Annotated in this window: 19 protein-coding genes and 1 tRNA gene; 6 read left to right on the top strand and 14 right to left on the bottom strand. The window is 63.9% G+C overall.

Features of this window, described 5'->3' with window-relative positions; all coding sequences use genetic code 11:
- Nucleotides 1–286: 286 nt before the first annotated feature.
- From ACFWP0_RS07210 to ACFWP0_RS07155, 12 genes are all read right to left on the bottom strand, one after another.
- Nucleotides 287–1,966, bottom strand: a complete 1,680-nt coding sequence (locus tag ACFWP0_RS07210; protein ID WP_377840804.1) for a hypothetical protein — start codon at nucleotides 1,964–1,966, stop codon at nucleotides 287–289.
- On the bottom strand, nucleotides 1,959–3,218 hold the full coding sequence (locus ACFWP0_RS07205) for a site-specific integrase (RefSeq protein WP_377840803.1): 1,260 nt from the start codon (nucleotides 3,216–3,218) through the stop codon (nucleotides 1,959–1,961). The genes ACFWP0_RS07210 and ACFWP0_RS07205 overlap by 8 nt, the downstream gene beginning before the upstream one ends.
- A gap of 369 nt (nucleotides 3,219–3,587) precedes the next feature.
- Nucleotides 3,588–4,682, bottom strand: coding sequence for a redox-regulated ATPase YchF (gene ychF, locus ACFWP0_RS07200; RefSeq protein ID WP_377840801.1), 1,095 nt, complete (start codon nucleotides 4,680–4,682; stop codon nucleotides 3,588–3,590).
- A 95-nt stretch (nucleotides 4,683–4,777) separates the two neighbouring features.
- Complete coding sequence (locus ACFWP0_RS07195; protein ID WP_377840799.1) at nucleotides 4,778–5,557, bottom strand: type II CAAX prenyl endopeptidase Rce1 family protein; 780 nt, start codon at nucleotides 5,555–5,557, stop codon at nucleotides 4,778–4,780.
- Nucleotides 5,557–6,153, bottom strand: a complete 597-nt coding sequence (gene pth, locus ACFWP0_RS07190; protein WP_377840798.1) for an aminoacyl-tRNA hydrolase — start codon at nucleotides 6,151–6,153, stop codon at nucleotides 5,557–5,559. The genes ACFWP0_RS07195 and pth overlap by 1 nt, the downstream gene beginning before the upstream one ends.
- A 99-nt stretch (nucleotides 6,154–6,252) precedes the next feature.
- Complete coding sequence (locus tag ACFWP0_RS07185; RefSeq protein ID WP_377840796.1) at nucleotides 6,253–6,858, bottom strand: 50S ribosomal protein L25/general stress protein Ctc; 606 nt, start codon at nucleotides 6,856–6,858, stop codon at nucleotides 6,253–6,255.
- 146 nt (nucleotides 6,859–7,004) lie between these two features.
- Nucleotides 7,005–7,955, bottom strand: coding sequence for a ribose-phosphate pyrophosphokinase (locus ACFWP0_RS07180; protein ID WP_006227587.1), 951 nt, complete (start codon nucleotides 7,953–7,955; stop codon nucleotides 7,005–7,007).
- Between the two features lie 163 nt (nucleotides 7,956–8,118).
- Nucleotides 8,119–8,195: transfer RNA gene (locus ACFWP0_RS07175), tRNA-Gln, on the bottom strand.
- 1 nt (nucleotide 8,196) lies between these two features.
- The gene (gene ispE / locus ACFWP0_RS07170) at nucleotides 8,197–9,120 is read right to left on the bottom strand and encodes a 4-(cytidine 5'-diphospho)-2-C-methyl-D-erythritol kinase (protein ID WP_377840794.1); all 924 of its coding nucleotides are present in this window, start codon (nucleotides 9,118–9,120) and stop codon (nucleotides 8,197–8,199) included.
- A gap of 87 nt (nucleotides 9,121–9,207) precedes the next feature.
- Nucleotides 9,208–10,806 (bottom strand): methyl-accepting chemotaxis protein, encoded by a 1,599-nt coding sequence (locus tag ACFWP0_RS07165; RefSeq protein WP_377840793.1) that lies wholly within the window; start codon nucleotides 10,804–10,806, stop codon nucleotides 9,208–9,210.
- Nucleotides 10,807–11,028: 222 nt separating this feature from the next.
- A complete protein-coding gene (lolB, locus tag ACFWP0_RS07160) occupies nucleotides 11,029–11,589 on the bottom strand; it encodes a lipoprotein insertase outer membrane protein LolB (protein ID WP_377841181.1) in 561 nt (186 codons plus the stop codon).
- Nucleotides 11,590–11,627: 38 nt separating this feature from the next.
- Complete coding sequence (locus ACFWP0_RS07155; RefSeq protein ID WP_377840791.1) at nucleotides 11,628–13,514, bottom strand: tetratricopeptide repeat protein; 1,887 nt, start codon at nucleotides 13,512–13,514, stop codon at nucleotides 11,628–11,630.
- Between ACFWP0_RS07155 and mutM the strand changes: the two genes are divergently transcribed.
- From mutM to ACFWP0_RS07135, 4 genes are all read left to right on the top strand, one after another.
- Nucleotides 13,513–14,340, top strand: a complete 828-nt coding sequence (gene mutM / locus ACFWP0_RS07150) for a bifunctional DNA-formamidopyrimidine glycosylase/DNA-(apurinic or apyrimidinic site) lyase (protein ID WP_377840789.1) — start codon at nucleotides 13,513–13,515, stop codon at nucleotides 14,338–14,340. The two genes, ACFWP0_RS07155 and mutM, sit on opposite strands and share 2 nt — an antisense overlap.
- A 139-nt stretch (nucleotides 14,341–14,479) precedes the next feature.
- Nucleotides 14,480–15,433 carry an MBL fold metallo-hydrolase gene (locus tag ACFWP0_RS07145; RefSeq protein ID WP_377840787.1) on the top strand — a complete coding sequence of 318 codons (954 nt, stop codon included), beginning with the start codon at nucleotides 14,480–14,482 and terminating at the stop codon, nucleotides 15,431–15,433.
- A 115-nt stretch (nucleotides 15,434–15,548) separates the two neighbouring features.
- Nucleotides 15,549–17,228: an FAD-dependent oxidoreductase gene (locus ACFWP0_RS07140; protein ID WP_377840785.1), complete on the top strand. Its 1,680-nt coding sequence runs from the start codon at nucleotides 15,549–15,551 to the stop codon at nucleotides 17,226–17,228.
- A gap of 19 nt (nucleotides 17,229–17,247) precedes the next feature.
- Nucleotides 17,248–17,448 carry a DUF2783 domain-containing protein gene (locus ACFWP0_RS07135; RefSeq protein ID WP_377840784.1) on the top strand — a complete coding sequence of 67 codons (201 nt, stop codon included), beginning with the start codon at nucleotides 17,248–17,250 and terminating at the stop codon, nucleotides 17,446–17,448.
- Between the two features lie 8 nt (nucleotides 17,449–17,456).
- Here the strand turns inward: ACFWP0_RS07135 and ACFWP0_RS07130 are convergent, their stop codons facing one another.
- A complete protein-coding gene (locus tag ACFWP0_RS07130) occupies nucleotides 17,457–18,365 on the bottom strand; it encodes a LysR family transcriptional regulator (protein WP_377840782.1) in 909 nt (302 codons plus the stop codon).
- A gap of 164 nt (nucleotides 18,366–18,529) precedes the next feature.
- Between ACFWP0_RS07130 and hmgA the strand changes: the two genes are divergently transcribed.
- Entirely contained in the window at nucleotides 18,530–19,828 is a 1,299-nt protein-coding gene (hmgA, locus tag ACFWP0_RS07125; RefSeq protein WP_377840780.1) for a homogentisate 1,2-dioxygenase, read from the top strand.
- Nucleotides 19,829–19,954: 126 nt separating this feature from the next.
- The gene (gene fahA, locus ACFWP0_RS07120) at nucleotides 19,955–21,274 is read left to right on the top strand and encodes a fumarylacetoacetase (protein ID WP_377840779.1); all 1,320 of its coding nucleotides are present in this window, start codon (nucleotides 19,955–19,957) and stop codon (nucleotides 21,272–21,274) included.
- Here the strand turns inward: fahA and ACFWP0_RS07115 are convergent.
- Entirely contained in the window at nucleotides 21,271–22,203 is a 933-nt protein-coding gene (locus ACFWP0_RS07115; RefSeq protein ID WP_377841179.1) for an acyltransferase, read from the bottom strand. The genes fahA and ACFWP0_RS07115 overlap by 4 nt on opposite strands.
- Nucleotides 22,204–22,369: the final 166 nt, after the last annotated feature.

The raw sequence follows: 22,369 nt of genomic DNA, 5'->3' as shown, positions 1-22,369 counted from the left end.
AGCCAGCCCTTAGGCGATCTTGGCCACCAGATAGTCCACGTAGCAATCATACGAAGAATATAATCGTTCCGCGAATCGAGACGTTTCCGTTGAAAATGGAACTTTACGCTGTGGCCTGCCCAGTAAGTGAAGTCCCAAACGGCGTCTCCCCATCTTGACGCGATGCTTCCATCGTTCTTAGTGCTGACACTCCAGTCGACGGGTGGAGGCCAGCTAGGAGGCCTATAGCAAGGGTGGTCCGTTGCAATAGGGACGGACGAGGCAGAGAGTGCGAGCTCTGGGACAATCAGGACCATAGTCGCCCCTCAACACTTTTCATAACAGCGGACCAGTGAGGATGCCAGTTGCCCTCGGCGATACGCTCGTCGGCTTCTTCTACCCAGCCCATACGTTCGGTTGACGACTGCCTAATCCAATGCAACTTCGCTCTGATTTTTATAATCGCAAGCTGAACCAGTGTTGGACTTTCGTCTGACCATATATGGCCCGACACGCTAAACTCAAACTGCTTAAGTCTGCCGAATGTAGCCAAAGACCATACATAGTCAAAATCATCAATATCACGATGGCTTTCGCACCACAGACATCCGGAAGTTCGTTTGCAGTCTGGCGTGGGCACTAGCGTCGGAATCGAATCCACTGGCGAGGGTTTCTCACTGCAAGCGCCGGGCGCAAGTGAATTTGCTGGTCTCACAGGTCCGTTTTTCCAGAACCTCGCAATCTCGACTGTGGCCCTTGCCGAACTTGGGCGGTGATAATTCCGAAATAGCGTTTGTTCCGAATGTTGCATGATCTCCGTCACGGTTCGATCATCGAGTCTTACGCTAGACGCCATTAGAAAATTTACTTTCGCTCCTCTAAGCTTGCGTGCAGATATATAAGGAATACCAAGACCTTTACAGATTCGGCGAATTCTATGCATTACGCGAGAGTTCGCCAAATCTACATTGCTCGACGACAAGGGAAACAGCCGGGGATCACCGGGGAAAAATTCGTTCCGCCAGGTGAGATAGCCTTCTAGGTGCTGACGATACTCCGAATATATCGTGAAGCTAACATCCCCCTTTCGTCGGGATTTTCTTTCCGAGACGCTATATCCCCTTGCATGGCTTTCGTAGCGAAGTCTTGAGACCTTCAAGCGGACCGCCACGCTTTCGTTCATAGACGTCTGCGATATAAACAAATGAAGCTCCGCTTCAACTCGCAAACTGACGCATGTCGCACGCTTACCATCACAAAGAACAATTACCCTGCCGGATTCCCGCGTACTCCATTTCCCAATATGAAGCGCCGCGCCGTTCTCCGCCATAATTTCTTTTGCCGGCAGTTCGCGCACGAACGGAGCATCAATAGCTTTACAAATTTTTGATAGAAATTTACCGAAGTCAAAAAGCTGTCCTTGATCAAGCTTGTCTGACGCGGAGCCGCCCACCGTAAGTTTTCGTCTAGGATCTCGAATTCGAGTCAACTCTAAAACACTTACACGCCTGTCGAGCGCCTTATCCAGTATTTCGCCGACGGTTTTGGCGGTACCGTAAGCCGAATTGGCTTTCAACCTTGTGAAATTGCTCTTATCAGGAAAATCTACTGAATTCTTTATCTGCGTTCTCAAAACCAAGCTGTCCGCCCAAAGACAATAATCTTGCACTATCGACTCCAGCGAAGCGTCCAACTCGTGCTCATCTGCAAAGCCATAAAACTGACGGAGTTTTCCTAAGCGATCCCGTATGGTTTCCAGAGAGTATCCAGCCACGAGGTCGGCATTCAGGCACTCGTGGATACGCTCGACAACTACCAATCGGTTTAAGAGCGGCCCAGGCAACCTGCCTGCCTTAATATCCGCCAGCGACTTTCTCAATTCTTGCCGAGCTCCGCCCCTATAGAGCATCGGCCTGAGAGTCCAGGGCGTTGATTTCGGTGATAATTTCGCAGTCGGAAAGTTAAAGAGAGGAAGCGGATCAGACACGTATCGACTCCCAATCCCGAGACCTCGTTCCCATCATCTTTTCATAAAACTCCGTCGCAAGCTTCTCTTTGGCCGCACAGTTTTTCACGAAAGTGATATAAGCGAAGGTAGTTTTTTCATTGAGATGATGCATAGAATCCCGCACTAAGCTTACTGCCTCACTTGGTGATAATCCCAAGTCCAAGAGGATCTTTACCCTGGATGTGCCGAACGTTGCCCTCGTTTGATGAAACTTAAATCGTTTCATCCATCCGATGGTTCTGCCGCGAGCCGAACTGCGCATTTCACTTACCAACGCATCGACCGTTTGTACTGTATAAGGCAAGCCATTTTTGGTTAAAAACAGCCGCTGCTTGTCCTGAGGGGCGGCTTTCGCTTCCCGCAGTAGACGTCTCGCCGAGAACTGGTACCTCCTAAGATCTTCGTAAAGGGCAAGCGGGATCTCAAGGTCACCTTGAACGTCGAACTTGGTCGCTATGCCAGTTCCTGGGCCAACGGCCAATAGCAGCAGATGTTCTATTCTTGGGTGCTGGACTGCTCTTCCAAGGCTGGCAGTTGTCAATGTCACAATCGTGCCAACTCTCGCACCAGTAAGCAGCCCGATGCTAAGCATAAGATGCAGCTCGTGGGTGCAGTTATCCGCACTGAACGCCATCAGCTCATTTGCATCGCTTTCGCTCAAAGGCATCAATCCGTCTTCAAGAGACATTCCGATTCGCTTGGCGTTGGGAATTGCAAGATCCGTTCCGTGACGAACCATGCTTCGCTGAAAGCCAGTTGTGTCCACTAAGGACACCACACGTCTTTTGTCGGCCCATAACGGACCTTGAACACCTACCAGATTATGGGTGAGCGCGAACCTGTAGAAATCCACGACTGAGTTCATCGTCGCTCTAACGGTGCTCGACGTATACACCCCTTCGTGAATTGTGCCGATTAGGTAGCCGCGGAATCTTCGCAATACCTGCTCATCTCGCCTTCGGGGAAAATGTCGCCAATCGAGTTGACTTTCCTCTAAGTAGATTGCGTACCTATGCAATCCCTTCATCAAACTCATCAGCCTTTCTGTCTTTATTCCGGCTTGACGCTTGCTAAATGCCCAAACGTTAACTTCGTCCCAGCTGGATCCCCCTTTCCAGAATATTTGAGGAAGCACGCCATTACTTTCCGAGCTAGCTTTGTCCCACCGTTTCTTCGCCTCCGGTTCACTTAGGCGATACATGCGCAAAGCAATCTTTTCAAGTCTTGCCATAAGGCACCTCAATTAAGACTCGTCTCTACTGCCCCGGGCAAAATTGTCTCTGGCCGCTTAGGCGTCCCCCCATGCCCAGGAGCGATTGGCCTTCTCACCTCCGTCCTCTATCAAAGAGAGACTCATGGACAGTACATGACCCTTCCTCGCAGTCAGAAAATTCCCTTAAATATCAAATGGTTATAGGTATACCGTTGAATATAGGTTTAAAGAACAACACTATAAGCAGAGGTCGCATTAGTGCCACCATTTACATTGGCTTCTGCACCGAGCCCGCAGAGGTGGCGAGCAAAAAAAAACTGCCTTGCGGCAGTTTCATGAAGCAGAGGGTCCACACCGCTCAACTGAGGGGTGTATGTCAATATGGTGCTACTTAGGGGTGAACAAGAAGTTCATCACATCCCCATCCTGCACGATGTATTCCTTCCCTTCCGCCCGCATCTTGCCCGCTTCCTTCGCGCCCTGCTCGCCCTTGTACGTGATGAAGTCTTCGTAGGCGATGGTCTGCGCGCGGATGAAGCCGCGCTCGAAGTCGGTGTGGATGACGCCCGCGGCCTGCGGCGCGGTGGCGCCGATCGGCACGGTCCAGGCGCGCACTTCTTTCACACCCGCGGTGAAGTAGGTTTGCAGGCCCAGCAGCTTGAAGGCGGCACGGATCAGGCGGTTCAGGCCCGGTTCTTCCATGCCCATGTCGGACAGGAAGGCCTGGCGGTCGGCGTCGTCCAGGTCGACGATCTCGGATTCGATGGCGGCGCAGATGGCCACGACCGGCGCGTTGCGCGACGCGGCGAACTCGGTCAGGCGGTCCAGCAGCGGGTTGTTGGTGAAGCCGTCGTCGGCCACGTTGCCCACGTACATCGCGCGCTTGGCGGTGATGAAGCAGAGCTGGGCGATGTCGGCCATTTCCTCGGTGGTCAGGTCCATCGAGCGGATCGGCTTGGCTTCGTTCAGCTGGGCGATGCACTTTTCCAGCACGGCCACGATGCGCTGCGCTTCCTTGTCGCCGGAGCGCGCGGTCTTCTGGTGGCGCTGCAGGGCCTTTTCGGCGGTCTGCAGGTCGGCCAGCGCCAGTTCGGTCTCGATGACTTCGATGTCGGCGATGGGATCGACCTTGCCGGCCACGTGGATCACGTTGGGATCTTCGAAGCAGCGCACCACGTTGACGATGGCGTCGGTTTCGCGGATGTGCGAGAGGAACTGGTTGCCCAGGCCTTCGCCCTTGCTCGCGCCGGCGACCAGGCCCGCGATATCGACGAACTCGACCGTGGCGGACAGGATGCGTTCGGGCTTGACGATTTCAGCCAGCTTCTGCAGACGCGGATCCGGCACCTCGACCACACCGACGTTGGGTTCGATGGTGCAGAACGGGTAGTTCTCGGCGGCGATGCCGGCGCGGGTCAGAGCATTGAAGAGTGTCGATTTGCCAACGTTGGGCAGGCCGACGATGCCGCATTGCAGAGCCATGGGAATCCTGTGTAAGTACGGTATTGATCGTTAACGTTCTAGTTTACCCCGCCGGACGGGATGGGACTTCCCGGGCGGGCGGCCATGCGGCCCCGCTAACTCGCCGCGGTGGGAGCCAAGCGCATCACGATCCAGATCATCAGGATCGGACCGGCATTGAAGACGGCGTGCAGGAGGATGGCCGCGCCGATGCCGCGACGCACGCGCATCCAGCCCAGCACCAGGCCGGTCAGCCACTGCGGCAGCACCAGCAGCGGCAGCAGCCAGTACGGCGTCTTGTTGAAGACGAAGTTGCTCAGGTGGACCGCGGCGAACGCAAGCGCGACCAGGTGGAACACCAGGCCGAAATGCCTCAGGTAGTAGCGCCGCCAGGTCGTGTCCCAGCCCTTGAGCGGCTCCGCGCGCCGCCGCGTGCCCCAGCATGCCAGGATCACGAACGCGGCCAGCAGCAGGCCTGTCCAGACCTTGGGGCCCCATAGCACCACCGGCACCAGCGCCGGGACGAGCCACAGAACCTGCCGCGGCCGCCGCAATCCGTACCGGAACAGCATTTCCTCGACCAGCGGCGCCCACAGCACGGCGGTGAGCCAGGGGATATTGGCGGGATCGAGCCGATGGGTGACGCCGCCCAGGCCGGCGGCGGCGACGGCCACCGGACCGAGCGCAAACAGGTTCACGGCCCACAGCACGGCCGCCCAGGCCAGGATGCGTCCGGGCCCGACGCCCGGCCACCAGTCCGCCACCAGCCCGCTCGCGGGCGAGCGCCCGGGCTGGCGCGAGACCGGATGCGGGTGCCGGATGAAACGCCAGAAGTCCGCGATCTCGCTGCGGAACCGGGGCTTGCGGCTGGGCGGGGACGGCTGGCCCAGGTCCATCAGGATTCGTTGCCGCTGTGCAGCTGGCGCGTGGCCAGCGGGAAATCTCCGGCCAGCATGGCCGGCACGACCGCGCGGCAGCGGTCGATGACGGCGTCGATTTCCTTCTGTTCGTCGCGGCGGGGCGGGTGCAGGACGAAGTCCGCGACCTGCTGGGCCAGCCCGAGCGTGCGCGGATGGCCGATGCCGATGCGCAGGCGCCAGAAATTGGGGCTGCCCAGCGCGGCCTGGATGTCCTTCAGGCCGTTGTGGCCGGCGTGGCCGCCGCCCTGCTTGAGCTTTGCCTGGCCGGGCATCAGGTCCAGTTCGTCATGCAGCACCAGCACCTGCTCCGGCGCCAGCTTGTAGAAGCGGGCCAGCGCGCCGACCGCCTGGCCGGACTTGTTCATATAGGTGATGGGCTTGAGCAGCAGCACGTTGTCGGCGCCCAGGCGCGACTTGGCCACCATCCCGAAAAAAGACTTCTCAAGCGCAAAAGAAGTGCGCAAGTCGTCCGCCAGGTGGTCGGCCAGCCAGAAGCCGGCGTTGTGCCGGGTGGTTTCGTAATCGGGACCGGGGTTACCCAATCCCACGATGAGGCGTATGGGAATAGACATGATGGGGGGTGTTTAAACCAAAAAACCCTGCGCATGCAAATGCACGCGCAGGGTTTCGGGCACAAGCCGCGGGAAAGCCGCAAGGCTTTCCTGCAGAACTCAGGCAGCCGGAGCGGCTTCGGCTTCGTCGGCGGCAGCGCCGCCCTTGACCACGGCCGAGGCCAGCAGGGGGTTGTCTTCCGCGCCGTGGGGCACGTAGGTCACGCCCATGGGCAACTTGATGTCGGCCAGGTGGATCGAACCGCCGGCCAGGATGTCGGCCAGGTTCACTTCGATGAACTGGGGCAGAGCCGACGGCAGGCAGGTGATTTCCAGTTCGGTCGTCACGTGGCTGATGATGGCGCCGCTCAGCTTCACAGCCGGCGAGACCTCGGCGTTCACAAAGTGCAGCGGCACCTTGGTACGCAGGGCTTGGTTGGCGTCGACGCGCTGGAAGTCAACGTGCAGGACTTGTTGCTTGTAGGCGTGCCATTGAACCGAACGCAGCAGAACTTGCTCTTCCTTGGCGCCTTCGAGCTGCATTTGCAGGATCGACGCGTGGAATTCTTCCTTGCGCAGGGCGTGGTAGATCTCGTTGTGGTCGAGTTCGATGTTCAGGGGGGCAGCCGTACCACCATAGACAATGGCGGGAACGCGGCCCGCGCGGCGCAGGCGGCGGCTCGCACTCGATCCCTGGACGCTACGCGCAGTGGCGATGAATTTCATGGATAACTCCGAAACGATAAGGTGAAGAGGCTTCACCGGTTAATGCACGGCGCGCAAAAGGCGCGCCGTGTTGTTTGCCCCTTGCCGCGACCAGCAAGGCGCAAAAACTGGATGTCTGGACTGTCGGCCCGATCAACGCCTGGGCGTCAATCGACAAACAGCGAGCTGACCGATTCCGCGTTGGAAATACGCAGGATGGTCTCGCCCAGCAGCGCGGCGCACGACAGCTGGCGGATCTTGCCGCTGGCCTGGCCTTGCTCGGAGAGCGGAATGGTGTCGGTCACGACGAGCTCGTCGAGTTCCGAGGCTTCAATGCGGTCGATGGCGCCGCCCGACAGCACGGGGTGCGTGCAATAGGCGTAAACGGCGCCGGCGCCGCGGTCCTTCAGGGCCTGGGCCGCCTTGCACAGCGTGCCGGCGGTGTCGACCATGTCGTCCATGATGATGCAGGTGCGGCCGTCGACTTCGCCGATGATGTTCATCACTTCCGACACGTTGGCGCGCGGGCGGCGCTTGTCGATGATGGCCAGGTCGGCTTCAAGCTGCTTGGCCAGCGCGCGGGCGCGGACCACGCCGCCGATGTCCGGGGACACCACGACCAGGTTCGAGAAATTACGGCGCCAGATGTCGCCCAGCAGGATCGGACCGGCGTAGATGTTATCCACGGGGATGTCGAAGAAGCCCTGGATTTGGTCGGCGTGCAGGTCCATCGTCAGGACGCGGTCTACGCCGGCGACCTGCAGCATGTTGGCCACGACCTTGGCCGAGATGGCCACGCGCGCCGAACGCGGGCGGCGGTCCTGGCGGGCATAGCCAAAGTAGGGAATCGCGGCGGTGATGCGGCCGGCGGAAGCGCGGCGCAGGGCATCGACCATCACCATGATTTCCATCAGGTTGTCGTTGGTGGGAGCACAGGTGGGCTGCAGGACGAAGACGTCCTTGCCGCGCACGTTCTCGTTGATTTCGACCATCACTTCGCCGTCCGAGAAGCGACCGACGGTCATCTTGCCCAGGGACATATCGAGGTGGTTGACTACGTCCACGGCCAGCCGAGTGTTGGCTGTGCCCGTGAAGATCATGAAGCTATCGTTTGCCATGATGGATGATGCGATGGTCGTTTTAAGACACTAACGAGGTGATGCGAGGCGACGCAGGGCGTGATGCCCATAACTTACACCAGCGGATCCGGAAAATAAAAAAGCTGCTGAACCCGGGCCAGTGTCTTACAGGCGTGTTCAACAGCTTTTTTATGTATTCGGTTGGCTGGGGAGGAAGGATTCGAACCTTCGCATGCCGGAATCAAAATCCGGTGCCTTAACCAGCTTGGCGACTCCCCAACTATCTTGCAATCCAATTCCGCAACGGATGTTCAGCCAATCCAGTACATGCCTGCACTAACCGAAACCGTGGATGCGTTTGGCTGAATGTTTTATCAGCGCCGCGCATTATAGCGGTAATTTCTGCTTCTGCCAAAACGGCTTCGGATAATTTGGAAAACTCGGCGTATAAACACGCACCAGATCCCGACATGCGAATAGGCAATCCCCGAAGCGATTCCTGTTCGGCAAGCCACCGCGATGCCCTTTGCACTTCAGGGTAAAGACGGTAAACCACCGGCTCCAGATCATTTCTGCCGTAAAGTTCATTGCGGCAAAAAATTGGCGAAGCAAGAAAGTCCGCTATTGTGATGTAAGAAGAATCCCTTGTCAAATCGGGTGCGGAAAATACTCCAACCGTCGGCACGCTCGCGTCCGGCTGCGCCACCAGATAGGCGCGCTCGGGCAGGGTCAGCGCCGTCAGTTCCTCGCCAATGCCTTCGGCGAACGCGGACTGGCCGAACACGAACACCGGCACGTCGGCGCCCAGCGGCAATGCCAGCGCCATGAGCTCGCGGCGCGACAGCCCGGTGCCCCACAGCTTGTTCAGGGCGATCAGCACGGTCGCCGCATCGCTGGATCCGCCGCCCAGGCCGCCGCCTTGAGGAATACGCTTCTCAAGGCCGATCTGCACGCCCTGGCGCGTGCCGGTGGCCTGCTGCAAGGCGTGGGCGGCGCGCAGCGTCAGGTCCTGAGCTTCGGGCACGCCCGGCAATTCGGCGGCCCGGCTGATGACGCCGTCCGCGCGCGCATCGAAATGCAGCGTGTCGCACAGGTCGATAAAGCGAAAGGCCGTCTGCAGCAGGTGATAGCCGTCGGCGCGGCGGCCCACCACGTGCAGAAAGAGATTCACCTTGGCGGGAGCGGGAACGTCGTAGAGGGTCACGAAAGACAGCCGGTGCGGGGGAATCCTACATTCTAGCCAGACTGCCCCGGCGGCCGCGCCGCAATGAAGGGCGCGGCCGTCCCGGCTTTATGCGAGCTGCGGGGCGGCGCCCGGCGCAAGCCTTGCCGCGGGCGCATCGATCACCTGGCCGCCCGGCAGCTTGAACACGGACACCGCGCCGGCCAACTGGCGCGCCTGCTCTTCCAGCGCGCCGGCAGCCGCCGCGGCCTCTTCCACCAGCGCCGCGTTCTGCTGCGTCACGCCGTCCATCTGCGACACGGCGCGGTTGACCTGGTCGATGCCGGTGGCCTGCTCTTCGGACGCCGCCGAGATCTCGCCCATCAGGCTGGTCACGCGCTGCACGGACTCGACGATCTCGCGCATCGTGGCGCCGGCGTTTTCCACCTGCTCGGAACCCACGCCGACCTTCTGCGCGGAATCTTCGATGAGCTGCTTGATTTCCTTGGCGGCGGCCGCGCTGCGCTGGGCCAGCGTGCGCACTTCGCTCGCCACGACCGCGAAGCCCTTGCCCTGCTCGCCGGCGCGCGCCGCTTCCACTGCGGCATTGAGCGCCAGGATGTTGGTCTGGAACGCAATGCCGTCGATCACGCCCACGATGTCGGCGATGCGCGACGAGCTGCCCGAGATTGCGCGCATGGTGTCGACCACGCTGGACACGGCCTGGCCGCCGCGCTGGGCGACCGCCGCGGACGCCGCGACCATGCGGTTGGCTTCGCGCGCGGTATCGGCGTTCTGCTTCACGGTGCTGGCAAGCTCTTCCATGCTGGCCGCCGTTTCTTCAAGCGATGCGGCCTGCTCTTCGGTGCGGCTGGAAAGATCGGCGTTGCCGGACGAAATCTCGCGCGCGCCGACGTTAATCTCGTCGACGCCGCGGCGCACGGCAGACACGGTGCGCACCAGGCTGTCCTGCATGCCCTTCAACGCGGCCAGCAGCGCCCCGATCTCGTTCCTGCCCCGATCCGCCACGCGGCGCGTCAAGTCGCCCTCGGCGATGCGGCGGAAGATCTCGCCGGCTTCCAGAAGCGGGCGCACGATCATGCGGCGGATCAGCACATGCGCGCCCACGGCCATCATGAGGCCCAGCGCCAGGATGCCGGCCAGCAAGGACGTGAACAGGGCGTGGAACATGGAAATCTCGTCCATGACGCCCTGCCCCGCCTCTTCGGCGCGCAGGATGAAAGCGTCCCGCTCCTTCACCAGCCGCTCCTGCACCTGCTGGGTGCCTTGCTTGAAGTAGGCATCCATGTCGCCGGCCTCGAGCACCGTGCCCACGCTTTGCAGATTGGCGCTGAACTTGGCGTAGGCGTCGATCAGGGCGGCGGACTCGGCTTTTTCCTCGGCGGACAGGCCGCCGGAAAAGCCCTGGAAGGCGCGGTCGGCCGAAACGATGCGCTGGCGCGCCTGCTGCAGCGACGTCGCGTCGCTGTTATTGCCTTGTGCGACGCGCGTCGCGTAGCGGCTCAGGTCGGTGCGGGCCGCCACCAGCGACAGCGCGGCGGAGTTCACCGCGTTGACCTGCTGCGCGGAAAGGCGATAGAGCTGAGCGACGTCCTGGTTGGTTTGCCGCAAGGCGACGAAACCCATGCCGCCCACGAGCAGCTGGAACGTGAAAAATATCGCGATGATTCCCAATAGCACCGTCGCGATGCGTGTATTCCTGAACATAGCCATTCTCCTGAAGGGCGGCGACAACAGGCGTCGACGCCGCATTGCAGCCCTCGGCGCGAACCGCAGCCGGGCGCAGGGAGAATTATTCAATCAAGACAATATATTTCAACCAGTAACAGAGCCGGTTTTGGGGCGCTTATTTCCCCGATTGAAACCCGGTCGATGTGATAAGGGTTAACCCGAATCCATTGCGCGGCGCCAGCGGCCGCGCGCCTGGATTCAAGGCTGGTTGACGACCAGCCGCACCACAATGCGGCGGCCAGGCTCCTGGCGCTCCAGGACCAGCAACTGCGGACCCAGCGTGTCGTAGCGCGAGAGCCGCGCCCGCCAGCCGCCTTGCTCGAAGGCCGCCAGGCGGCCCAAGTCGTCGCGGGACACGTCGGTGGCTTCCGGGTTGGCCGGCAGCTTGCCGCGCAGCCAGTCGCGCATGCCGGACACCGGCATGCTGCTGCCCAGCGCCTCTTCGGCCAGCGCGTCGGGGTTGTCGGCGACCAGGCGCGTGCCGTCGGCCTTGGTCAGGCTGGCGGCGCCGGGCCGCCCTTCCACGCGGGCTTCGGTCGAGCCCAGGGGATTAGTCAGGTCCAGCACGTAGCGCCGGCCGTCGTCGGACCAGGAGAAACCGCCCTGGACGGCGTTCTGCCTGCCGCTTTCTTCGTTGACCGTGATGGCGAAACGCCCGATGCGGGAAAACGCATCGGCGCTGGCGCCTTCGATGGGCTTGGGCGTGGTGGTGCAGGCGGCCAGCAGGAAGGCCAGCAGCGCGAGCAAGGCCCAGCGCATCAGGGCCGCCGCGTCGCGCAAGCGATGAACCGCTGCCGTCACAGGCCGACCCCCAGGCGCTTGACGACGTCCTGGACGGTCTTGTTCCGGGGATCCTTCTGCAGCGCGGCGCGCAGGAGGTCGGTGGCCTGGTCGCGCTTGCCCTGGCTCCAGAGCACTTCGGCCAGATGCGCGGCGATGTCGGCTTCGGGACGCACGCTGTAGGCGCGGCGCAGGTAGTCCGCGGCGGCGGCGGAGTCGCCCATCCGGAACTTGACCCACCCCATGCTGTCCAGGATGAACGGATCATTGGGCGAGAGCTCAAGCGCCTGCGTGATCAGGTCCAGGGCTTCGGGCAGGCGCTGGTTGTGGTCGGCCAGCGTATAGCCCAGCGCGTTGTAGGCATGCGCATGGTCCGGATCCAGCGCGATGACCTGGCGCAGCATGCGTTCCAGGTCGGCCAGCCGGTTCTGCCGTTCATACAGCATGGCGAGTTCGTATTTGATCTCGACCGTGTCGGGCATCGCCTGGTCGGCGGCTTCCAGCACGGAGACCGCCTGTCCCACGCGATCGGCGTCGCGCAGGATCTGGGCCTTGGTCAGCACGCCCAGAGTGCGCTCTTCGTCGTCCTGCGGACCCGCGGCGTCGATCATGGCCAGGGCGTCGTTCACGCGGCCGCTCTTGGCGCGCAGGGCGGCCTGGCGCATGTGCACCGAATAGCGCAGCGTGGGGTCGTCGATGCGGCCCAGTTCGGCGATGGCCTCGTCGTAGTTGCCCTGATCCTCGGCGATCCGGGCCAGCAGCACATGGGCGTCGGCCGCGGCGGCGCCGGCGTCGGTCGCGCCCGGCACGGTGGCGCGCTGGCGCTGGTTCTGGACGTCCAGGTATTGCTGGAGCAGGGTCTTGGCTTGCGGGAGCTGGCCAGACTTGTACGCCAGTTGGGCCTGCATGAAGAGCAGGTCGAAATCTTCGGGCGAACGTCGCGACATGGCCTGCAATTCGGCCAGGGCGCCGTTGTAGTCGCCGCTGTCGGCCAGTTGGCCGGCCAGCATCAGGCGCACCTTGCGGGCGCCGGGATTACGGGCGATGAAGCTGCGGGCCTCGGTCTGCGCGCGCTGCGGATCCACCCTGGAGCCATATTCCAGCACGCGCTGGGCGGCGGGTTCCGACCTGGGGTCGGCGGCCAGGGCGGCGCGGGATTCCTGCGCCGCGCGCTCGTAGTCGCCCGAGGCGGAGGCCACGTCGGCCAGCGCCAGGTGCGCGGCGGGCAGCTTGCGCACGCTGTCGCTCAGGGATTCGTCCAGGATGCGCAGGGCCAGGCGCCGGTCGTTCAGGCGGCTCAGCACGGCAAGCGCCTGGCCGATGGCGGCCGGCTTGTCGCGCGAAGCGTCGATGCGCTTGCGCAGCGCCTGGGCGAGACCCTTGGTCTGCCCGTTGGCGGCGGCCAGCGCCAGCTCGGTGGAACTGGCCTCCACGTCGTTGGGAGACAAGCGCGACCAGACGCGGGCCGCGTCCAGCGCGCCCGGCAGATTGCCGCCGGCGAGCTGGAATTCCAGTGCGCGGCGGGCCAGGCGGGGGTCGCCGGTGTCCCGGGCCAACCCGATCATGGTGGTCGCGGCCGTGCCGTACATGCCGCGCTGGGCGGCAATCTCGGAGGCGAGCACGCGATAAAAAATATCGGCGGTCAGCGACACGTAGGGCAATTGCCCCGGGCGCAGACGGATGACCTCGGTTTCGGGCTGACGGCTCTGGGGGGCCATGCGAGGCCCGGTGGCGTCGCGCGTCCGGCTGTCGGCGGCCTGGGCCGGCGGGGCCATTAATGCTGCCAGCGCAAGCCCCAACGCGGCGATCCCGATGTTCATTTGTTTAAAAGACGACTTCACGCGGCCCGTCCGGTTGATGGCACAATCTTCGTACACGCAATTGATGATCTTACACTGGCTCATGCCGGAACTGCCTGAAGTCGAAACCACGCGTCGAGGAATCGACGCCGTCATCACCGGCCGGACGCTCACGCGGCTGGTCGTCCATGAACCCCGCATGCGCTGGCCCATCCCGCCGGACCTGCCGTCGCTGATCGGCGGCCGCGCCGTGCTGGAGTGCGCGCGCCGGGGCAAGTACCTGCTCCTGCGCTTCGAGCACGGCACCCAGATCGTGCATCTGGGCATGTCGGGATCGCTGCGCAGCGTCGCGCCCGGAGAGTTCTTGCGCAAGCACGACCACGTCGAATGGATTTTCGACGAGGCGGTGCTGCGCCTGCACGACCCCCGGCGTTTCGGCGCGGTGCTGTGGCATTCCCACGCCGACGGCCCCATCGACGCCCACCCCTTGCTTGCCAAGCTGGGCATCGAGCCCTTCGACCCCCGCTTTGACGGCGCCTGGCTGCACCGGCACTTCAAGAATCACGGCGCCGCCGTCAAGCAGGTGCTGCTGGCGGGCATGGCGGTGGTGGGCGTGGGCAATATCTATGCCTCCGAATGCCTGTTCCGGGCGCGCATCAACCCCAAGACCCCGGCCAACAAGCTTTCCCCTGCCCGCTGCGACCGCCTGGCCGACATGGTGCGGGCCACCCTGGCCGACGCCCTGACCTCGGGCGGCAGCACCTTGCGCGACTACGTCGGCGCCACCGGCGAGCCCGGCGCCTACTTCGAGATCCATGCGGCGGTCTATGAGCGCGAAGGCCTGCCGTGCCGCGTCTGCGCCACCCCGATACGGCGCTTCGTCCAGGGGCAGCGGGCCACCTACTATTGCCCGAAATGCCAGAGAAACTGACCGGGGCAAGCGCTAAAACCCTCGGGAAACCCCTGTAGGAACATGTCTATTCGTTTATAGCGAACGTATTGCACAAACACTAACGCAGGGCTATATTCCTTCCACACACCCTATTCCTATAAAAGTGGAAGGAGCCCCCATGAGCAAGCAATTCGCCTCGCACGCGGACATGGACGACAAGGTCGTCTCGTTCGAAAAGCTGTCCGACAACGCCTATGCCTACACGGCCGAAGGCGACCCCAACACGGGCGTGATCATCGGCGACGAGGCCGTCATGGTGATCGACACCCAGGCCACCCCGGTCATGGCCCAGGACGTGATCCGCCGCATCCGCGAGGTCACCGACAAGCCCATCAAGTACATCCTGCTGTCGCACTACCACGCCGTGCGCGTGTTCGGCGCCTCCGCCTACAACGCCCAGGAAATCCTGGCCAGCCGCGACACCTACGACCTGATCGCCGAACGCGGCGAACAGGACAAGGCCAGCGAGATCGGCCGCTTCCCGCGCCTGTTCCGCAACGCCGAATCGATCCCGCCGGGCCTGGTCTGGCCGACCATGACGTTCAAGGGCGAAATGACCGTCAACCTGGGCAACCTGGAAGTCAAGCTGCTGCAAGTGGGCCGCGGCCACACCAAGGGCGACACCATCGCCTGGCTGCCCGAACAGAAGATCCTGTTCGCCGGCGACCTGGTCGAATACCAGTCCACCCCCTACTGCGGCGACGCCTACTTCCGCGACTGGCCCACGACGCTCGACGCGCTGGCCGGTTTTGAAGCCGAAAAGATGGTGCCCGGCCGCGGCCCCGCGCTGAAGAACGCCACCGAAGTCCGCCAGGGCCTGGCCGGAACGCGCGCGTTCCTGACCGACCTGTACGGCGCCGTGAACCGCGGCGTGGCCGAAGGCAAGGACCTCAAGACCATCTACCGCGAGGTCTACGACTTCATGAAGCCGCGCTACAGCGACTGGGTGATCTTCGACCACTGCATGCCGTTCGACGTGTCGCGCGCCTTTGACGAAGCCACCGGCTACACCGACCCGCGCATCTGGACCGACAAGCGCGACCTGGAGATGTGGGCCCAGCTGGAAGGCTGATCCTGCGGGCCGCCCACGCGGCCCCGCCCAGAACCCGCAAGAACCGGACACGCGCGCCCGCCGCGGCGCAGCGTGTTCCGCATAAATAAAAAAATGACCCACACAGGAGACAACCGTGGGAGACATCGACTTTCAGGCGATGGAGTTCGCCTATGAAAAGCACGCCGACCAGACCGCCAGCGAACTCGCGCGGCACCAGGTCGTGGTGGTGGGCGCCGGCCCGGTCGGCCTGACCACCGCGCTGGACCTCGCCCGCCAAGGCGTGCGCGTGGTGGTGCTGGACGACGACCACCGCCTGTCCACCGGATCGCGGGCCATTTGCTTTTCCAAGCGCACGCTGGAAATCTGGGACCGCCTGGGCGTGGGCCAGCGCATGATCGACAAGGGCGTGTCGTGGAACGTGGGCAAGGTGTTCTTCCGCGAGCAGGAAGTCTGGCGCTTTGACCTGCTGCCCGAACCGGGCCACCGCCGCCCCGCCTTCATCAACCTTCAGCAGTACTACGCCGAAGGCTACCTGTACGAACAGGCGCGCCAGCAGCCCAACATCGAGCTGCGCTGGAAGAACAAGGTCGCAGGCGTGGTCCAGGCCGACGACGGTGTGACGCTCACCGTCGAAACGCCGGAGGGCCCCTACCAGCTGCATGCCGACTGGCTCGTCGCCTGCGACGGCGCGCGCTCGCCCGTGCGCAAGCTGATCGGCCAGGAAAGCCATGGCCGCGTCTTCCGCGACCGCTTCCTCATCGCCGACGTCAAAATGAAGGCCGACTTTCCGACCGAACGCTGGTTCTGGTTCGATCCGCCCTTCCACCCGAATCAATCCGTGCTGCTGCACAGGCAGCCGGACAATGTCTGGCGCATCGATTTCCAGCTGGGCTGGAATGCCGACCCCGTCGAGGCCGTGAAGCCCGAAAACGTGCTGCCGCGGATCCGCGCGCTGCTGGGCCCGGACGCGCAGTTCGACCTGGAATGGGTCAGCGTCTATACCTTTGCGTGCGAACGCATGGACAAGTTCCGCCACGGCCGCATCGTGTTCGCGGGCGACTCCGCGCACCGCGTATCGCCGTTCGGCGCGCGCGGCGCCAACAGCGGCGTGCAGGACGCCGAGAACCTGGCCTGGAAGCTGAAGCTCGTGTTGGCGGGACTGGCGCCCGATGCGCTGATCGACAGCTACAGCGCCGAGCGCGAATACGCGGCCGACGAGAACATCCTGAATTCGTCGCGCGCCACCGACTTCATCACGCCCAAGAGCGACATCAGCCGCAGCTTCCGCAACGCGGTGCTGAACCTGGCCAAGACCCACCCCTTCGCGCGTTCGCTGGTCAATAGCGGCCGCCTTTCGCTGCCCGCCACGTACTCGGCTTCGCCGCTGAACACGCCGGACGCGGATGCCTTCGCGGGCCGCATGGCGCCCGGCGCGGTGGCGCTGGACGCGCCGGTCGCCACCAGTGGCGAGCCGGGCTGGTGGCTGGCGCAACTGGACGGCGACTTCGTGCTGGCGGTGTTCTGCGACGACGCGCTGCCGCCCCCTGCCACGCTGCAGGCGCTGCAGGCCCTGCGCATGGCGCCGGTGCCTATCAAGGCCGTGCTGGTGGCCGGCCCGCAGTGCGACGTGTCGGCGCTGCCCCCCGGGCTGGCCGTGGTCAAGGACAGCGAAGGGTGCCTAGTCAAGCGCTACGACGCGCAGCCCGGCACCGCCTACCTGATCCGCCCCGACCAGCACATCGCCGCGCGCTGGCGCGCGGTCGACACCGATGCCGTCGCAAGCGCCGTCAGCCGCGCCACCGGCCGCGCCTGAATACCGAGGTCCACCCATCATGCTGATTACCGAAACCAACCTGAGCTCGCCGGACGACTTCTACGAAGCGCTGATCGAGGCTCACCGGGATTTGAGCAACGAGCAGAGCCAGGAGTTGAACGCGGCGCTGATCCTGTTGCTGGCCAACCACCTGGGCGACGTGGCGCTGCTGAAAGAAGCGCTGCGGCACGCGCGCGCGTCGGTGGTGAATACCGCCTGATTCCCGGCCTATGAACCGACCGCGAAGGTATTCACAATCAGGGCGCGCAGCCATTGATTGCCTCCGTCGCGGTCCACCCTGCGCTGCCAGTACATGTTCGTCTGCAGCGCGGGCACCTTGACGGGCGGCGTCATGAACCGCAGGCCGAAGGGCGGCGCGGCGCTGGCGGCCAGTTTTTCGGGCACGGTGGCCAGCAGATCGGTCGCGCTCACGATGTAGGGCACCGCCGAAAAGTGCGGCACGCTGAAGTGCTCAGCCAGGTCGACGCCCGCCCGCTCCATCGACTGGTTGACCTGCCCGTACGGCGCCGCGCGCGACACGATCAGATGGCGCTCCGCGCGGAACGCCTTGATCCCCATGCCCGCATGCGCCGTGGGATGCGCCTGGCGGAACAAGGTTGCATAGCCCTGGCGAAACAGCATGCGCTGCAGCGTTCCCGCCCCCATCTCATCGAACGCGCCTATCGCCAGATCCACCCGGCCCGCCTCCATTTCGCGCGCGAGGTCCGGGCCCTGCACCCGCACGGAATCGATGCGCACCTGGGGCGCCATCTGCACGCACACCTCCATCAACCGGGGCATGAAGTGGATCTCGCCCACGTCCGTCATGGCGACGCGAAAACGGCGGCTGCTGGCCGCGGCGTCGAAGGCGTCCTGGTCCTGCAGGGCCTGCGACAGCATCGCCAGGGCTTCGCTGACCGGCCCCGCCAGGCGCTGCGCGCGCGGCGTCGGCAGCATGCCCTGCGTGGTGCGCACGAACAACTCGTCGCCAAACGCCACCCGCAAGCGGCGCAGCGCGTTGCTGACCGCCGGTTGCGACAGGTCCATCCGACGCGCCACGGCCGAGAGATTGCGGTCTTCCAGCAAGTGCTGGAACAACAGCAACAGGTTCAGGTCCACATCGCGCAGTTCGGCCATACGCCCCCCTACTATTCACAGAATTTATAGTCGCTATTTTTGCATTCCCGTATCCGTAGTGGGAAATTTTTCCGACAATAGCGCATCGGCCCGGGAACCCTCCCGACCGGCCAACCAGACCAGACCGCGCGGCCAAGCACCGCGCCGCCACCCAGGAGGATTCCATGGAACTGCAATATCAGACCGGCTTCGGCAACGATTGCGCCACCGAGGCCTTGCCCGGCGCCCTGCCGCTGGGCCGCAACTCGCCGCAGCAATGCCCCTATGGCCTGTACGCCGAGCAGCTGTCCGGCACCGCCTTCACGGCCCCGCGCAGCGAGAACCGCCGCTCCTGGCTCTACCGCATCCGCCCCGGCGCGCAGCACAAGCCCTTCGAGCCCTTTGAAGGCGCGGCCGGCTGGCAAAGCGCGTTCGGCCATGGCCCGGTCACCCCGAACCAGCTGCGCTGGAGCCCGATGCCGATTCCCGCCGCCCCCACCGACTTCCTGGAAGGCGTAAAGACCTGGGGCGGCAATGGCGGCCCCGACGAACAGGGCGGCGTGGGCATCCACCTGTACGCGGCCAACCGTTCCATGCAGGGCCGCTACTTCTACAACGCCGACGGCGAACTGCTGCTGGTCCCGCAGGAAGGCCGCCTGCGCCTGGCCACCGAGCTGGGCCTGATCGACCTGGAACCGCTGGAAATCGCCGTCATTCCGCGCGGCGTGCGCTTCAGCGTGGAACTGCTGGACGGCGCCGCGCGCGGCTACATGCTGGAGAACTTCGGCGCGGCCATGCGCCTGCCGGAATTGGGCCCCATCGGCTCGAACTGCCTGGCCAACGCCCGCGACTTCAAGACGCCGGTTGCCTGGTACGAAGACGTTGAAGGCGATTTCGAACTGATCGCCAAGTTCACGGGCGGCTTCTGGCGCGCCCCGATCGACCACTCCCCGCTGAACGTCGTGGCCTGGCATGGCACGCATGCGCCGTACAAGTACGACCTGCGCAACTTCAACACCATCGGCTCGATCAGCTACGACCATCCCGATCCCTCGATCTTCACGGTGCTGACCGCGCCGTCCGACACCCCGGGGACGGCCAACATGGACTTCGCGATCTTCCCGCCGCGCATCCTGGCCATGGAGAACACGTTCCGCCCGCCCTGGTTCCACCGCAACATCGCCAGCGAATTCATGGGCCTGATCCAGGGCGTGTACGACGCCAAGGCCGACGGCTTCGCCCCGGGCGGCGCCAGCCTGCACAATTGCATGAGCGGCCACGGGCCCGACGCCGAGACCTTCGAAAAGGCCTCGCGCGCCGACACCAGCGCCGCGCACTATATCCGCGACACGATGGCGTTCATGTTTGAAACCCGCCGCGTCATCCGCCCGACCGAACAGGCGCTGGCGTCGGTAGAATTGCAGGGCGACTACTACCGGTGCTGGCAGGGCATCGCGAAGCATTTCGATCCCACCAAGGCGTGACGCGAAGGCGCCTGCCTTCCACGCCCGCGGCGATGAGTGCAAGCTCATCGCCGTTTGGCTTTTGACTTATCCGGCGTCCCCGGCCCGCCAGCCACCTCATAAACACACTGACAGAGACACGCAGCCATGACCACCACGATCAACGAAACCCACGATCCCTCCCTCACGAGCTGGGTCGCCAGCGCCAACACGGACGCGTCGGATTTCCCGGTGCAGAACCTGCCCTACGCCTCCTTCCGCCGCAAGGGCTCGCAAGAATCCTTCCGCCCCGGCGTGGCCATCGGCAACCAGATCCTGGACCTGGCCGCGCTGGCCGCCAGGCAGCCTTTCGACGGCCTGGCCGCCGACGCCCTCGCCGCCTGCGCCTCGGACAGCCTGAATGCCCTGATGGCCCTGGGCCAGCCGCACTGGAGCGCCCTGCGCCTGGCGCTGTCGCGCGCGCTGCGCACCGGCGCCGCCCTGCGCGCCGAGGTCGAGCCGCTGCTGATCCCGCAGGCCGACGCCGAATACACGACGCCCGCCCGCATCGGCGATTACACCGACTTCTACATCTCGGTGCATCACGCCACCGCCGTGGGCAAGCAGTTCCGTCCCGACAATCCCCTGCTGCCCAACTACAAGTGGGTGCCCATCGGCTATCACGGCCGCGCCTCCAGCATCGGCGTGGACCAGAAGTTCCCGCGTCCCGTCGGCCAGACCCGTCCGGCCAACGAAGGCGAAGCGCCCCAATTCGGCCCCTGCGCCCGCCTGGACTACGAATTGGAACTGGGCATCTTCGTGGGCGCCGGCAACGCCCAGGGCGACCGCATCGCGCTCGCCGATGCCGAAGCCCACGTGTTCGGCCTGTGCATCCTGAACGACTGGTCGGCCCGCGACATCCAGGCCTGGGAATACCAGCCGCTGGGTCCCTTCCTGGCCAAGAACTTCGCGTCCACGATCTCGCCGTGGGTAGTCACCATGGAAGCGCTGGAACCGTTCCGCACGCAGTGGAGCCGCGGCCCCGCCGAACCGCAGCCGATGCCCTACCTGGCCTCCGACGCCAACCGCGCCAAGGGCGCCTTCGACGTGCAGATGGAAGTCCTGCTGACCACCGAAAAGTCCCGCGCCGACAACCAGCCCGCGGTCTCGCTCTCGCGCAGCAATTTCCGCGACGCCTACTGGAACGTCGCGCAACTGATCACGCACCACACGGTCAACGGCTGCAACCTGCAACCGGGCGACATGCTGGGCACCGGCACCCTGTCCGGCCCCCTGGCTTCGGAAGCCGGCTCGCTGCTGGAACTGAGCAACGGCGGCAAGACCCCGATCGAACTGCCGTGGGGCGAGAAGCGCACCTTCCTGCAGGACGGCGATCAGGTCCTCATGCGCGCCGAGTGCGTGAAGGCGGGATATCCGCGGATCGGATTCGGCGAAAGCTCCGGCGTCGTGCTGCCGGCGCGCGTCTAGCCTTCTTGGGACGGGGCCGCCCGCGCCTCGCGCACGCGGCCCGTCGTCAACGCCTCGATCTCGTCGTCCTTCGCCTGCCACTGCTCTCCCAGCCAATGGTGGAATGTGGCGCGGAAGGCCTTGTCCCGGGTGTAGTCGGCATCGCAAAAGGACGGCGGCACCGGCAACTGCCGCATGCGCACCACCACCGGACCGGCGCGGCCGCAGGCCATGTCCCAGAAACTGGGCGCCCCTTCCGGGTAGGCAATGGTGACATCGATCATCGAACGAAAGCGCGTGCCCATCGCATTCAACGCGACCGCCAGGCCGCCCGCCTTGGGCTTGAGGAGATGGCGGTACGGCGAAGCCTGCGCCGCGCGCTTGGCCTCGGAAAACCGCGTGCCTTCGGCAAACACCATCACGCTCGTCGGCACCAGCGAAAACTTCTCGCACGCGCGCCGCGCCGCTTCCTGGTCCTGCCGGCCCAACGCGGGGTTGCGGCGCAACTCCGCCTTGCCGTGGCGCTTCATGAACGGAAAATCCAGCGCCCACCAGGCCAGCCCGATCACCGGCACGTAGATCAGCTGCTGCTTCAGGAAAAACTTCAGCAGCGGAATGCGCCGGTTCAGCGAGCGCTGCAGCACAAAGATGTCCGCCCAAGACTGATGATTGCAGTTGACCAGATACCAGTCCGCGTAGCGCAGGCCGGTATTGCCCTGCACATCCCACGGCGTCCGCTGAATCCGCGCCAGCCAGCCGGCGTTGCATGACACCCACGCCGTGGCAATGCCGTTGAGCACCGGATCCACACGCCGCCGGACCGCCGCGAACGGCAGCACCAGCTTCAGCAATGCCAAGGGCAGCAACAGCAGGCACCAGAACAGCGTGCTGGCGCCCAACAAAATCAGGCTGACGACGCCAGTCACCCAAGCCAGGCGCCCACGCGGCAAGGGCAGCGCCCGGTACCGCCGCAAAGGCTGCCCGCGCTCCTGCGCACTAAGTTGCGCAGCGGCGCTGCGCGACACCCCCGAGGGCGATTTAGGAAAATTCATAACGCCAAGTTTGCCTGTTCCTGAAAATTCACAGCTTGCGCAGAATCAAGCCCCCGCCAGCGCG

Origin of the sequence: Achromobacter sp. NPDC058515 (genome assembly GCF_042721735.1) — a bacterium.
In the GTDB taxonomy this organism is placed as follows: Bacteria; Pseudomonadota; Gammaproteobacteria; order Burkholderiales; family Burkholderiaceae_B; genus Achromobacter.
This window is presented reverse-complemented; position numbering and strand designations above follow the sequence as displayed.

Bases quoted from the DNA above. Each gene is read 5' to 3' on its own strand.
- ACFWP0_RS07130 (WP_377840782.1), bottom strand. From the start codon at position 18,365: ATGGCCGAACTGCGCGATGTGGACCTGAACCTGTTGCTGTTGTTCCAG.
- lolB (WP_377841181.1), bottom strand. From the start codon at position 11,589: ATGCGCTGGGCCTTGCTCGCGCTGCTGGCCTTCCTGCTGGCCGCCTGC.
- ychF (WP_377840801.1), bottom strand. From the start codon at position 4,682: ATGGCTCTGCAATGCGGCATCGTCGGCCTGCCCAACGTTGGCAAATCG.
- hmgA (WP_377840780.1), top strand. From the start codon at position 18,530: ATGGAACTGCAATATCAGACCGGCTTCGGCAACGATTGCGCCACCGAG.
- ACFWP0_RS07205 (WP_377840803.1), bottom strand. From the start codon at position 3,218: ATGGCAAGACTTGAAAAGATTGCTTTGCGCATGTATCGCCTAAGTGAA.
- pth (WP_377840798.1), bottom strand. From the start codon at position 6,153: ATGTCTATTCCCATACGCCTCATCGTGGGATTGGGTAACCCCGGTCCC.
- ACFWP0_RS07165 (WP_377840793.1), bottom strand. From the start codon at position 10,806: ATGTTCAGGAATACACGCATCGCGACGGTGCTATTGGGAATCATCGCG.
- ACFWP0_RS07180 (WP_006227587.1), bottom strand. From the start codon at position 7,955: ATGGCAAACGATAGCTTCATGATCTTCACGGGCACAGCCAACACTCGG.
- ACFWP0_RS07195 (WP_377840799.1), bottom strand. From the start codon at position 5,557: ATGGACCTGGGCCAGCCGTCCCCGCCCAGCCGCAAGCCCCGGTTCCGC.
- ACFWP0_RS07145 (WP_377840787.1), top strand. From the start codon at position 14,480: ATGAGCAAGCAATTCGCCTCGCACGCGGACATGGACGACAAGGTCGTC.
- ACFWP0_RS07135 (WP_377840784.1), top strand. From the start codon at position 17,248: ATGCTGATTACCGAAACCAACCTGAGCTCGCCGGACGACTTCTACGAA.
- mutM (WP_377840789.1), top strand. From the start codon at position 13,513: ATGCCGGAACTGCCTGAAGTCGAAACCACGCGTCGAGGAATCGACGCC.
- fahA (WP_377840779.1), top strand. From the start codon at position 19,955: ATGACCACCACGATCAACGAAACCCACGATCCCTCCCTCACGAGCTGG.
- ACFWP0_RS07185 (WP_377840796.1), bottom strand. From the start codon at position 6,858: ATGAAATTCATCGCCACTGCGCGTAGCGTCCAGGGATCGAGTGCGAGC.
- ACFWP0_RS07155 (WP_377840791.1), bottom strand. From the start codon at position 13,514: ATGAGCCAGTGTAAGATCATCAATTGCGTGTACGAAGATTGTGCCATC.